14 protein-coding genes and 1 tRNA gene are annotated in these 12,244 nt (G+C 41.4%); 13 read left to right on the top strand and 2 right to left on the bottom strand.

All coding sequences use genetic code 11. The annotated features are described in order from the left end of the window. The first annotated feature begins 590 nt into the window (after positions 1-590). The 8 genes from F8L24_RS07595 (at position 591) to F8L24_RS07560 (ending at position 5,058) form a co-directional block, all read left to right on the top strand. Positions 591-737 carry a hypothetical protein gene (locus F8L24_RS07595; protein ID WP_294954028.1) on the top strand — a complete coding sequence of 49 codons (147 nt, stop codon included), beginning with the start codon at positions 591-593 and terminating at the stop codon, positions 735-737. A gap of 160 nt (positions 738-897) precedes the next feature. After that, a complete protein-coding gene (locus F8L24_RS07590; RefSeq protein WP_294954025.1) occupies positions 898-1,218 on the top strand; it encodes a hypothetical protein in 321 nt (106 codons plus the stop codon). A gap of 319 nt (positions 1,219-1,537) precedes the next feature. Next, positions 1,538-1,918, top strand: a complete 381-nt coding sequence (locus F8L24_RS07585) for a hypothetical protein (protein WP_294954022.1) — start codon at positions 1,538-1,540, stop codon at positions 1,916-1,918. Beyond that, positions 1,915-2,184, top strand: coding sequence for a hypothetical protein (locus F8L24_RS07580; RefSeq protein ID WP_294954020.1), 270 nt, complete (start codon positions 1,915-1,917; stop codon positions 2,182-2,184). The genes F8L24_RS07585 and F8L24_RS07580 overlap by 4 nt, the downstream gene beginning before the upstream one ends. Positions 2,185-2,378: 194 nt before the next feature. Beyond that, positions 2,379-2,600 (top strand): hypothetical protein, encoded by a 222-nt coding sequence (locus F8L24_RS07575; RefSeq protein ID WP_294954017.1) that lies wholly within the window; start codon positions 2,379-2,381, stop codon positions 2,598-2,600. A gap of 2 nt (positions 2,601-2,602) precedes the next feature. Next, positions 2,603-3,742 (top strand): replication endonuclease, encoded by a 1,140-nt coding sequence (locus F8L24_RS07570; protein WP_294953996.1) that lies wholly within the window; start codon positions 2,603-2,605, stop codon positions 3,740-3,742. After that, positions 3,739-3,960, top strand: coding sequence for a hypothetical protein (locus F8L24_RS07565; protein WP_294953993.1), 222 nt, complete (start codon positions 3,739-3,741; stop codon positions 3,958-3,960). Before F8L24_RS07570 ends, F8L24_RS07565 begins: the two co-directional genes overlap by 4 nt. Before the next feature lie 33 nt (positions 3,961-3,993). Next, positions 3,994-5,058: a site-specific integrase gene (locus tag F8L24_RS07560; RefSeq protein ID WP_294953990.1), complete on the top strand. Its 1,065-nt coding sequence runs from the start codon at positions 3,994-3,996 to the stop codon at positions 5,056-5,058. A 12-nt stretch (positions 5,059-5,070) separates the two neighbouring features. Here the strand turns inward: F8L24_RS07560 and F8L24_RS07555 are convergent. Continuing rightward, a tRNA-Pro gene (locus F8L24_RS07555) sits at positions 5,071-5,148 on the bottom strand. 106 nt (positions 5,149-5,254) lie between these two features. Between F8L24_RS07555 and lepB the strand changes: the two genes are divergently transcribed. After that, positions 5,255-5,872, top strand: coding sequence for a signal peptidase I (gene lepB, locus F8L24_RS07550; protein WP_294953987.1), 618 nt, complete (start codon positions 5,255-5,257; stop codon positions 5,870-5,872). Between the two features lie 40 nt (positions 5,873-5,912). Here lepB and F8L24_RS07545 read toward each other — a convergent pair whose 3' ends face one another. Next, on the bottom strand, positions 5,913-7,025 hold the full coding sequence (locus tag F8L24_RS07545) for an Mrp/NBP35 family ATP-binding protein (protein ID WP_294953984.1): 1,113 nt from the start codon (positions 7,023-7,025) through the stop codon (positions 5,913-5,915). A 190-nt stretch (positions 7,026-7,215) separates the two neighbouring features. Between F8L24_RS07545 and F8L24_RS07540 the strand changes: the two genes are divergently transcribed. From F8L24_RS07540 to F8L24_RS07525, 4 genes are all read left to right on the top strand, one after another. Next, positions 7,216-8,337 (top strand): bifunctional 2-C-methyl-D-erythritol 4-phosphate cytidylyltransferase/2-C-methyl-D-erythritol 2,4-cyclodiphosphate synthase, encoded by a 1,122-nt coding sequence (locus F8L24_RS07540; RefSeq protein WP_294953981.1) that lies wholly within the window; start codon positions 7,216-7,218, stop codon positions 8,335-8,337. A 13-nt stretch (positions 8,338-8,350) separates the two neighbouring features. Then, entirely contained in the window at positions 8,351-9,232 is an 882-nt protein-coding gene (locus tag F8L24_RS07535; RefSeq protein WP_294953978.1) for a response regulator, read from the top strand. 19 nt (positions 9,233-9,251) lie between these two features. Beyond that, on the top strand, positions 9,252-10,430 hold the full coding sequence (locus F8L24_RS07530) for a sulfate adenylyltransferase (protein ID WP_294953976.1): 1,179 nt from the start codon (positions 9,252-9,254) through the stop codon (positions 10,428-10,430). A 157-nt stretch (positions 10,431-10,587) separates the two neighbouring features. After that, a partial coding sequence (locus F8L24_RS07525) for a S8 family peptidase (protein WP_294953973.1) occupies positions 10,588-12,244 on the top strand: 1,657 nt, incomplete at its 3' end.

Genomic DNA, 12,244 nt, shown 5'->3' with positions numbered 1-12,244 from the left:
TGAAGAAGAATTGAGTGAATTTTACTGCAAAAAAGTAAGATTCATTCAATTTTTTATCAAAATAGATGAAAAGTTTGGAGAGAAAATTTAAAAAAATCAGTGGGAGCTTAATAGCCTTGGAAAATAAGGGGTTATTAGAGGTGCCCATTAGATAAAAAAGTGAAGACTGAAAAGATAGATGAATGTGCGAAGTTCCCATCTCATGGGACTTTTCAAGTGGTCGGAGTGACAGGACTTGAAACCTGTTAAGTAATTTCAGTAAAAAAACCAGAAACAAAGCTATACCGTCATTTGTGATAGTATAAACAAAAAATACAAAATTTGTGTCAGCAGATAACGGCTGTTTTTGAGGGTTTTACTGACAATTGCACTGACAGTTTTTTCACCTACTTATGTAAGTGAATAAAAACGGACATCTTGACTTTAAAAAACTTATTAGATACAATTATTTCGTTGTGAAAAGGGATTGCAAACAAGCCCAAGCGGAAAACCTAAGTGGTGGTTCCAAGTTGTTTGTCCCCTTTCCCATCAATCAAAATAATCATTATTTTGCTATATTATAATAATATTATTTAAAAAGGAGTGTTGATATGGCTTTAATTATTAAAGATAAACAAGTTGTTTATGTAGCACCACCAGTTAGGCTAACGAAGGATGAAAAGAAAATCCTTGAAAATGCTTCTGTGAATCATAAGCTTGTAAAAAAAGCAACTTCCAGAAAATATAAGATCGTTTAATATTGTTAGAACTCAAAAAGTATAATGCTTCAAATGCCAGCTATCGTTTATCCATTGGTATCTTATCTAAGTTGACCCTATCAACAAATTTAGACAATGCACAAAGAGAAAACCCTTTATAGAAGATATTTGTAAAAGGGTTCAAAAAAACGGAACAGTATTGTATCTTTTAAGAGATGGGGATAAAACTTTTGGGTTTATCGCACTCTCTGTCAGTTCTATAGATACTTTCCCTTCTCTCCAAGTTGATTATATTTTTGTAAGCGGACCTTATAGAGGTGTATGTTTGGAAAATCTTGATAATTCTAAAATATCAACCTACTTGATTGAATTTGCCATAGAGATAGCAAAAGAGATCCAGAATCAAGTAGGATTAAGATATTTGGTCTTACTTCCTGATAATGACAGACTTCAATTTGTTTATAAAGATATGGGCTTTCAAGTTTTACCTAAGAAAGAGTGGATGTTTATTAAATTATAATTTTCTGCGAAAGTAAATTAATGAGAATGCCTAGTATATAGGACTTTACAAGTGGTCGGAGTGACAGGACTTGAACCGGATAAATAAACTTTTAAAACTTACGAAAAAGCCCATTAAATGGGCTTTATTACCATACATATACAATCAAAAATAATTAACTGTCAGTAGATAACGGGCTATTTCCACTGACAATTTCACTGACAAAAATTACTTTTAGTATTCTTTATTGTATTCTATAAGGTATTTATAATATAAATACTATTATAATTTATATTGTATACAGAACTGTATACATATCAAATTCAAAAAAGGAGTGATTATGTTAATCAATAACGCAATCAAAAAGGCACAAGCTCAAGAAGCTGAAAAGGTGGCTATTAGCCTAAAGGTATCTGTCGAGATCAAAGAGAAACTACAAAAGTTAGCAGACCAGAACAATGTTTCATTGAATGCTTTATGCTCATCTATTTTAGAAAGTGCCTTGAATGGCGAATTAGATGAACTGGGCACAATGCAACTACTCGAAGAATTATCAAAAGCAAAAGATTCTCTTGATAGTATCAAAGAAGCGATTCATAAAGGTGTTGACACAGTTGAAGCTACAAATGGCGTGACGTATGATATGCATTTTGAAGAAGAAATCCTATATGCAAAAGTAAAAGCGATTACAGCAGAACTTCAAAGGAGAGGTGCAAAATGACAGTAACAATTGAAGGAAAAATGTTCGGTGGCTATCTAAAGCCAGACTTTACCAGTAAAGAGACTGGAGAGGTAACTAAAGGTAAATTCGTAGTACAACTCATGGTAGAGCAGAAACTCAAAAATGATGAGATTAAAAACGAGCTACTAGACGTAAGTGTACCTACGGAACTTATATCAAAGTACAAAGGTAAAGAAGGGCAAATGGTGCAGATCAAGTGCAACTATATGTCTAAAGAAAAAGTCACGTTCTATGGAGTTGCATAGTCATACTGTAGAAATATTGATGATGTTGATAGTTGTTGTAACAAGTACATGGACGGATTAGGCAAACTTTGCGGATGCAAAGGCAAACTAAACGTAGACAAACGATAGTGCGTCAGGTACGTTATGAGAATTAGAGTTTGGAGTGTCATTGCCGTGTTCTCTCCAAACCCCTATTACCCTTAGGAGGTAACAAAATGAATTATAGCCAAAAAATACAAAACAAAGCAGAAGAGATACAGCATCTATCCGATGCTTTTGAAGAAGTAAGGACTACACTGAGCGTTCTAACTGCAATAGAAGCAACTGGTGAAAGCAATTATTTGGGTGGCAGCATCCAAAAGATTATATATGCTGCGTTAGACGAACTTGATGCTATTGAGTGTAAAATCGAACATGATTATATTGAAAAGAATTAATCATGCAAGGAATAACAATAACTCCTAAGAGTGGATTGAGTACCGTGGGGGTAGGACGCTGTAGGACGAACCCACAGGCACGCAGAGTAGCTCTTAGAGGGAGTTTTACTCCCTCCTTGACTACTTATAAAGAAGTTGTGTACAACTTCGCAGAATATCAGAAAGATTATACACAAATCCAAAGCAATATTAATCGCATAGCGTTTAAAAAACAAATTTGGAATAATCATTCAGAAAAAAAGATCATTTACTACGGTCTAACAAAAAAACAGTTAGAACTAAACGAGACAAAGTTAATGCTGCAAAGAAGATTTTTAAATCTTAGTATCCTGTATGACAAACAAACTGCCAACATGATACCTCTTAGAGATCTGGTCATATCTGCCAACCATTCCCCTCACAGATATTACTCTGAAGTACAAAACAGGGTAAATACACTTACTGGTGAAGCAGAACGTAAAGGGCTTGTGCCTATCTTTATGACTATCACACTACCTAGTGAATATCATCCTTTTAAACTGGTAAACAAAAAACTAATCATTAATCCTAAATTTGATGGAACATCACCACGTGAAGCCGTTAAGGCACTCACAAAACGATTTGCACGCCTTAGGAATGATAGAGCCTTACGTAATATCGGAAAAGACAACCGTATGTATTTTAGAGTCAATGAACCACACCAAAGCGGTACACCACATACACACATACTTTACTATGTACCCAAGGAAAGTGTAAAACGTGTTATTTCTGCATTTAGAAGACTATTTCCGCAAAAAGGTAATGACATACAAAATAATTTACGTAATGCAGTAGCTTACGTGATGAAGTACATCAATAAAACACTTCCCAAGTCAAAGTCTGACAAACTAAGTAAAAAAGATAGGTACCTTAATGCCTGGTACTCACATCATCGGGTTACTCGCTTTAGCACTAGCCGAACACTTGCCCCACTTTATCTATACAGGTTACTGCATCACCGTTATTCTTTAAGGGCATTAACCAAACTGCGTAAAGATGGACGTATTAGAGTATTTAGCCCAGTAGATGATTTAAACAAAATTGCAGAAATATTTGAGGGTGAAGAGCTGATCTATATGAAAAATGAGAATTATACTTTAGAAAAACATAGGGGGATTGCATGAAAGATAAGGCACTTTATTTGAAAACCAATGATATGGCTAAAATGATCGGTTATTCTAAAGATTATCTGTTAAAAAACAGGGGTGTATTTTTCTTTGAAAATATTCATTATTTCTCAAAAGAAAGACGAACAGACTGGAAAGTTTCCAAAGTAATTGAATGGGTGGAAAATAAGAATGTATCAGATAAAGCAAAAAATATTCTTGATTTGGTATCATAATATTGCCCGTTGTCTACTGGAAAGGACAACACAATGGTAAGAATGTTCAGGCGATCCAATGGGAAACTGTATTTAGAGTATGAAGCAAATGGAAAGATCATACAAAAAAGTACCCGTTTAAAGGATACGCCTAAAAATAGAGGATTGATCAAAAAAGAAGTTATACCAGAACTTCAAAGAAAAATACTCTTAGGTGAGATTGGCAAGGATAAACCTAAAACCTTTGCTTATTATAGTAAACAATATTTGAAAGATAAGAGTTATTTAAAGTCTTATCCTCAAATCATCAATAAGGTCGCCAAGATCAATGAGCAGTTTGGCCCTATGAATATTGCCCAGATCAAACGATCTGACATAAAATTATGGGTTAACAACCGTTTGGAGATCAACACTCCAAAAACTGTTAAAGAATATTTGATAGATATTCGAGGGGTCATTAACATTGCAATCGAACATGAGCATATTAAAGACAATGCAGCAAAAAGTATAAAGTTGCCAGTACACATAAAAAAAGATATAGAACCATTTTCTCCGAATGAAGTAAAAATGATTTTATCTAAAGCTAATAACTGGATGAAGCTTTATCTTGCTATTGCATTTTATACCGGTTTGCGCACTGGAGAAATATTGGGACTTATGTATTCCGATATTGATCTAACAAATCGAGTGCTATATGTCCGAAGAAACATTACAAAGGGTAAGATCACTACTCCTAAAACAAAAACAAGTATTAGGGAAGTACCAATTTTAGATGATCTTATACCTTACCTAAATAAGTTGCCAAAGTCATTATGGATATTTCATACTGATAATGGCCAACCATTAAAAGCTTTTGCTGGTAACCGTCAAAAGCAATGGCGTGATCTTTTGCAAGAATGCAAAATTAGGTATAGAAAAATCTATGCCACTCGTCATACGTTTATTGTTTCATTATTAAAAAAGAGCGATTTGAGTATTTTGGAGATTGCACAACTTGCAGGACACAATTCAACACAAATGATTGTACAGAACTATGGAAAGTTTATTAAAGGTGAACATTTAAAAATAGATCGTAGTATACGACTTTTTACTGACAATTCCACTGACAGTATCGCTTAAAGCCCGTATATATGGTCGGAGTGACAGGACTTGAACCTGCGACCTCTATCACCCCAAGATAGCACGCTAGCCAGACTGCGCTACACCCCGACGTCAACGGTAGGACCGTTGGAAGTAGATTTTATTATGAGGTGCGGAAGTATACACCAGAAAAGCTAAAAAGTAAAAATTCAAAGGAACGGGATATAATATTTCTATGAAAAAAATTCTTGTATCCGTTGCCGTACTCTTGACTGCAGCCATTCTTTTTTATACACTGCGTTTCTACAAAATAGACGGGACCAGTATGAACTACAGTCTTGTCGAAGGTGACTTTGTACTGACCTACCGCCTTTTTCATACTATCAAACGGGGAGATATGCTTGTCATCAAACATCCGCTTGACCCCAAAGGCAGGCTTTACATCAAACGCTGTGCAGCACTGCCGGGAGACAGGTTTTTTCAAAAAAAACGTTCTTTCTACCTGCAGATAGACGGTAACTCGGACAAAACGAAAGCACTGGGTCTGTCACATGACCTTGAAGTGGTTCAAACCAAAGAAGGCTATTTCCTGAAAGATCCGTATGAAAAATATTATGATGTCGTGCACAACTGGAGGCTTATTGTACCTTCTGTATTGACCAAACTGCCCGTTACAACTGTACAGGACGACCATTACTATATGCTGGGAGACTACAGGGACAATTCGGCAGATAGCCGTTTTTTCGGCGCTGTTCCGAGAAACTGGATCTATTCCAAAGTTATTTGTATTCTGAAAAAACCGAGAGATTGGGAAACACTGATCAATATTGAAGAGGCCGATAAGGAAAAATAGGGAATACGTACACCCGGCACAATGCCGGCATAAGGCAGCTCTATACGCTGCACGCACTCACACCCGGAGGTGTGGTAGGCTGGATCGCCTGATTATCCGCACCGCCTTCTGCATTGACTTTGTCTATGAATGCAAGAAGGTCAGTTGCAGCCGCCTGGTAGCGTTTCGCTGTTTCAGAGTCAGGTTTATGGTAAGTCACAGGCATACCCGTGTCCCCGCCTACTCTGATCTCAGGCTCTATAGGAATACGCGCGATCACATGCGTATCATACTCTTTGGCTACCGGTTCTGTTGTACCCATCCCGAAAATATCTGACTCGGTATGACAGGAAGGACAGATAAATCCGCTCATATTCTCAATGATACCCGCCGTCGGAATGTGCAGCTTCTGGAACATATCGAGTGATCTTCTGCTGTCATCCAAAGAAACTTCCTGCGGTGTTGTAACGGTAATTCCCGCTGTAACCGGAACAGACTGTGCCAGTGTCAGCTGTGCATCACCTGTTCCCGGAGGCATATCGATGACCAGTACATCGAGTTCTGACCAGAGAATGTCTCTAAGAAACTGCTCAATGGCCTTCATGATCATCGAACCTCTCCAGATAAGCGACTGTCCCGGCTCCATCAGTGAACCCATGGACATTACTTCCACACCGTACGCTTTCATAGGAAGGACTTTGTTCCCCTGAATTTCAGGCTTCTGGTCGGCGACACCCATCATACGCGGGATGTTAGGCCCGTAAATATCGGCATCGAGAAGGCCGACTTTTTTACCCTGCATTGCCATAGCGATAGCGAGGTTTACCGAAGTCGTCGACTTGCCGACCCCGCCTTTTCCTGAACTTACCATAACAAAATTCTTTACATGCGGTGCGATGTTCTTGCCGCTGACAGAGTTTGACATTTGCTTGGGGGCCTGCGGAGCAAGCACATTGACAGTAATGTTCTCGAAACCGAGTTTTTTAAGCTCTGTTGTCGCTTCTTCTGTAATTTGTGCTTTCACTTCATCTGCCGAAGAAGTAATATCTACCGTCAAAGAGACATTCTTACCGTCTATCTTTATATCTTTTACAAATCCGAACGTTACGATATCTTTCGTAAATCCCGGATAGGTTACATTTTTCAATGCGTCTAATACATTTTCCTGTGTCATCGTTATGACTCCTGCTTATTGAGATTGTATGAGAGAGTTATACCACCCAAATCTTAAAATATATTGAAAAAGATACAAATAGGAGTAAATTTATCCAAATTAGTGTTTCCGCCTTCCTCCGGCTCATAATCAGGGTACAAGCTTCATAGGAGTATAATCCGTTACATTTTGATACACAGTGAGGTTTTTTGTGTCTGATATTACTTTGATACTGCTCGGTGCCGGCAGCTCATCGCGTTTTAAATGCGGTGTCAAGAAACAATGGCTTTACAGCGGCGAAGTACCCCTCTGGCTGGCTGTTGCTGAACGCTTTGAAGCCATGGGCGCTTTTGCCGACATTATTATCGTCTCCTCCGAAGAAGATATTTCCCTGATGAAACACTTTGCAGACCATACCTATGTACAGGGCGGGGACAGCAGACAGGCATCTCTCAAAAACGCGCTTGCTGCTGTTACATCACCCTATGTACTTGTCTCCGATATTGCCAGGTGCTGTGTCCCCGAAGCGATGATCCGGCGTATTCTGAAAGCAAAAGGTAAAGCGGGATGCATTGTACCCGTACTGCCTGTTACCGATACACTCTATCTTGGAGAGAGGCCCCTCAACAGGGAAGAAGTACGGATCATACAGACACCGCAGCTCAGTGTTACAAAAACACTCAAAACAGCACTGGAAACGGATAAGCTGTTTACCGATGACAGTTCTGCCGTCGCTTCCCTGGGAGAGAAGGTGCATTTTGTCGAAGGTTCCAACGAAGCCCATAAACTGACCACGCTTGAGGACCTTAGCAAACTATCCTGTCTTCAGGTACCTTCAGCCCGTACACTGACCGGTTTCGGTTTGGATATCCATCCTTTTGAAACGGGCAAAACCATGTACCTCTGCGGGGTGAAGATCGATGTGGACTACGGCTTCAAGGCGCACAGTGACGGTGATGTTGCCATCCATGCACTCATCGATGCGCTGCTTGGTGCAGCCGGCATGGGAGATATAGGCGAACTTTATCCCGATACCGATGAACGCTATGCCGGTGCAGACTCTTCCGAACTGCTGAAAGATACTGTCCGAAAGCTTACGTCACACGGCTTTGAGATCGGCAATGTCGACTTGACGATTCTTGCTCAGGCACCGCGCCTGCTGCCTTACAAAACACAAATGAGAACACGTCTCGCTTCACTGCTCGGTATCAGAAGCTGCCGGGTCAACATCAAAGCGACCACTGCCGAAAAACTCGGCTTTGTCGGGCGCAAAGAAGGTGTGACCGTACATGCAGTGGCAAATTTAAACTATGTCAACTGGAAAACTTTATGAATGGGAAAAAAAGATGAAAATTATTATCGTAGAAAATGAACTCTATCTGGCGCAGAGTATTGCCGGCAAACTGGTCGAAAACGGTTTTGAGACAGAGATATACAGTTCCATCAAAGAAGCAATGCACAGCAGGGGAGATGTCTATCTCCTTTCCACCAACCTTCCCGGGCAGAATACTTCCCCCCTCATTACAAAGTTCAAAGACAAGATCATCATTCTCATGGTCAGCTACATCAACAACGATACCGTAGGCGAACCGCTGAAACTCGGTGCAAAAGACTACATCGTCAAACCCTTCATGATCGAAGAGCTTCTGCGAAAGATAGAGCACTATCAGGAATACCAGGACCTCAGGAAAAAGACACGGCTCTACCATGAATACATGGAAAACCTCCTGCAGGAGATTAAAGTCGATTACGATCCGGAAAAACTGACCTACCCTCTGGTCATTCAGACCAACTACCAGCGCCTGGTCGACAAACTTGTCTTCGCGTTCGTCCACGCCAGAAACAAGCCGCTCACCTTTGTGCCGCTGGGAAACAAAGAATGGAAAGAAAAGATAGAGAATGCCAGTGACAAGTCACTGCTCTACATTACAGAGATCCATCTGCTTAAAAAAGCAGACAGGGAAAAACTTTTGTCCCTGCTGAAAAACTACGACTTCATTCTATGCACTACTTCCGAGCTTGAAACAGCATTTCCCACCATCACGCTCAGCACCGATTCAAAACTCTACGACCAGAATGAAATCCTAACCATCGATGACTATGTCAAATTCATCGTCAACAGTTTCCAGTACAAATTTCCCGATACGGAACTTTCCAAAAAACTGGGTATTTCCCGCAAAAGTCTCTGGGAAAAACGTAAAAAGTATGGTTTATTTAAAAAGAAATAGCATCTAAAAAAGGCCTGTCATGCAAAACAAATCACTCTACATCGATACTGAAGCCCTTTCCGCACTCGCCCTTGTCAGAGCGGGGCTCATCTCTCCTGTCGTCAGACTCATGGGGGAAAAGGAAGCTGCAGAAGTAGATGCATCCAAGTTCTACAAAGGGGTACCTTTTCCCTTTGCCTTTATTTTGGCACCTACAGGAAAACGCAACAGAAAAGTGCTTCTTTCCCTGAAAAAAGGGGAAACGGTAAACCTTGTCAATTATGACAAAAAGGTGGGTGAACTCATTGTTGACGAAACGTTCACTATCGATCCGGAGAAACGTCTTTACAACATTTACGGTACCAGCGACCCTGCCCATCCCGGTGTCAAAAATACCATGTCGCGTCTCGGAGACATTGCCGTAAGCGGCGAATACACGGTAGAGTATCCTCTTGTCACCGACAACATTAAACGTATCAGGAACATCATTACCAAAACCGGTGCCAAATTCATCAGCTCCATGATGCTCGCTGCCAATCCCTTCAACCGTGCACATGAAAGAATGATACGCCAGGCCATCAGCGATGCCGATCTTCTCGTGATCTTCCTGCGAAAGCCGTTTACCTCCGAAGGCTTAAGGTATGACATCCGCTATAACGCACTCAACACATTTGTAGACAACTTCCTGCCCAGAAGCAAAGTCATCATTATTCCTTTTGAGAATTCCTATATTTTTGCCGGTTTCAACGAATTGATACTCGATGCCCTTTTGGCAAAAAATTACGGCTGCAACCAGCTTGTCGTCGGCAAAAACCACGGCGGTCTCGGGCTCTACTACGACAAAAACCGTTTGAGTACTGTGTTTGACCACTGCAAAAATATCGACATTGACATTAAAACGGTCGATGAGTATGTCTACTGCGATACCTGCAAAACCCTTGTCAGCACACAAACCTGTCCGCACGGGCAGCACCACCATGTCCATTACCATTCGCAATCCATCATGAAGCTCATCCAGAGCGGTGTGATCCCCCCTCCGATCCTGGTACGAAAAGAAGTTTCCGCAAACATTCTCGCCGCGCTCTTCCCGGAACGCTTTGAGAATCTTCAGGAACTCTACTACTCGCTGATGCCGGGTTCAGGTCTCCTCGAGCAGCAGAGCGAAGAGCAGTTCTACATGAATCTTATCAAACTCTACCAGACATCATCTCTGACATAGGGACACATGCATTATTTTCGCATTCTTCATTGATGCATATTTTTCAAAATTTGAAAATTTCTGGTTTAAGAATAAATTCAATAAATAAACTATAAAATATATATAATATTGCCCTATCTATTAAAGAGGCTTTATTTACCAAAGGAGCGTTTTAACTATGAAACCAAAGTTCAGCAACAAATTTCTTGCCCTTTTTGCATCATTTGCAGTGTTGTTTTCCACATTGCTGTTTGCGGGAGGTCCACAGGCTACGTTTAACACACCGGCATCAATGGCCGAGTATGCACCAGGTGAAGTATTGGTGCATTTTAAGAACAGATCTCAGGTCAACAGCACCAATACGATCGATCTTATCAGAAACCTGCTGGGACAAAACCAGTTCATCCAGAAAAGTTTTGCCCGTTTCTCAGCAATGTTCATCAAATCGGGTATTTATTCAACCGAAGACCTTATCAATATTTTAAGCCAAATGGATTCTGTGGAGAGTGTTTCACCGAACTATATCAGGCATCTCACAGTAGTACCAAATGATCCGTACTATACCAACGGTACCCTGTGGGCAATGAACAATACCGGTCAGAACGGGGGTACGCCCGATGCCGACATCGATGCAAAAGAAGCGTGGGGGCTTCAAACCGGTTCACATTCAGTCGTGGTTGCAGTAGTGGACACTGGAGTAGACTATACCCACCCTGACCTTGCTGCCAACATGTGGGACGGGTCTGCCTACGGTGCACCGCATCACGGCTGGGATTTTGCCAGTGACGCCGACGGGAATGATGACAACGATCCTAAGCCGGAAAGCGGAAACGATCATCTTCTTCATGGAACGCATGTTGCCGGTACCATTGGTGCCGTGGCTGACAACGATCTTGGTGTGGTAGGCGTTTCACAGCAAGTTTCCATTATGGCAGTAAAAGTCTTTCGTCCAGACGGTTACGGATATGATAGTGATATTCTGCAGGGAATGAACTTCATTGCCGACAAAATTGATCAGGGTGTGAATGTCGTTGCCGTCAATGCCAGCTATGGTGGAGGCGGATACAGCAGTACGATGAAAGATGCCATTGAAAACCTTGGCAACAAAGGGGTTGTTTTTTGTGCCGCTGCAGGGAATAGCGGTTCCGATAATGACAGCAACAGTTTTTACCCTGCCAATTACAACCTGGACAATATTATTGCAGTTGCAGCTACAGACAGAAATGATGCTTTGGCTGACTTCTCTGACTATGGGGAAACGACTGTCGATATTGCAGCTCCGGGCGTAGCTATTACCAGTACTGTTCCGGGAAACAGTTATGCAACATGGAATGGAACTTCCATGGCTACACCCCATGTGGCAGGTGCTGTTGCTCTGCTGGCAGCCAACGATCCAGATACAAGCGTATCCTATAGAGTAAATACCCTGCTTTCGACAGTAGATGTGATACCGTCATTGGATGGGAAAGTGGCTACAGGAGGAAGACTGAACATCAACAATGCTCTAATCGCAGACAATGAGAATGGTGGCGGTACCCCAAGTCCGACACCAACACCGACTCCGACCCCAAGTCCGACTCCAACTCCAACTCCGACACCGACCCCAGCTCCAACGGCCACACCGAGTCCGACCCCGACAGCAACGCCGAGTCCTACACCCACTCCCGATCCTGACGATGTAACGACCTGGACCACCGGTGCCTACAGCAACAATGCAGATATCAGCCAGGTGCTTTCCATTACCGGTGCCCAAAGCCTTACTGTTACAGTGAGAGGAGAAACAGAAAGACATTACGACATTGTCTACATTTATGACGAGAACGGCAACCAGGTTG

It is taken from the genome of Sulfurovum sp. (assembly GCF_015493435.1).
Taxonomy (GTDB): domain Bacteria; phylum Campylobacterota; class Campylobacteria; order Campylobacterales; family Sulfurovaceae; genus Sulfurovum.
This window is presented reverse-complemented; position numbering and strand designations above follow the sequence as displayed.

What these genes read in the sequence shown, in the direction of transcription:
- F8L24_RS07595 (WP_294954028.1), top strand. Translation starts at nt 591, where the DNA reads ATGGCTTTAATTATTAAAGATAAACAAGTTGTTTATGTAGCACCACCA.
- F8L24_RS07585 (WP_294954022.1), top strand. Translation starts at nt 1,538, where the DNA reads ATGTTAATCAATAACGCAATCAAAAAGGCACAAGCTCAAGAAGCTGAA.
- F8L24_RS07580 (WP_294954020.1), top strand. Translation starts at nt 1,915, where the DNA reads ATGACAGTAACAATTGAAGGAAAAATGTTCGGTGGCTATCTAAAGCCA.
- F8L24_RS07575 (WP_294954017.1), top strand. Translation starts at nt 2,379, where the DNA reads ATGAATTATAGCCAAAAAATACAAAACAAAGCAGAAGAGATACAGCAT.
- F8L24_RS07570 (WP_294953996.1), top strand. Translation starts at nt 2,603, where the DNA reads ATGCAAGGAATAACAATAACTCCTAAGAGTGGATTGAGTACCGTGGGG.
- F8L24_RS07565 (WP_294953993.1), top strand. Translation starts at nt 3,739, where the DNA reads ATGAAAGATAAGGCACTTTATTTGAAAACCAATGATATGGCTAAAATG.
- F8L24_RS07560 (WP_294953990.1), top strand. Translation starts at nt 3,994, where the DNA reads ATGGTAAGAATGTTCAGGCGATCCAATGGGAAACTGTATTTAGAGTAT.
- lepB (WP_294953987.1), top strand. Translation starts at nt 5,255, where the DNA reads ATGAAAAAAATTCTTGTATCCGTTGCCGTACTCTTGACTGCAGCCATT.
- F8L24_RS07545 (WP_294953984.1), bottom strand. Translation starts at nt 7,025, where the DNA reads ATGACACAGGAAAATGTATTAGACGCATTGAAAAATGTAACCTATCCG.
- F8L24_RS07535 (WP_294953978.1), top strand. Translation starts at nt 8,351, where the DNA reads ATGAAAATTATTATCGTAGAAAATGAACTCTATCTGGCGCAGAGTATT.
- F8L24_RS07530 (WP_294953976.1), top strand. Translation starts at nt 9,252, where the DNA reads ATGCAAAACAAATCACTCTACATCGATACTGAAGCCCTTTCCGCACTC.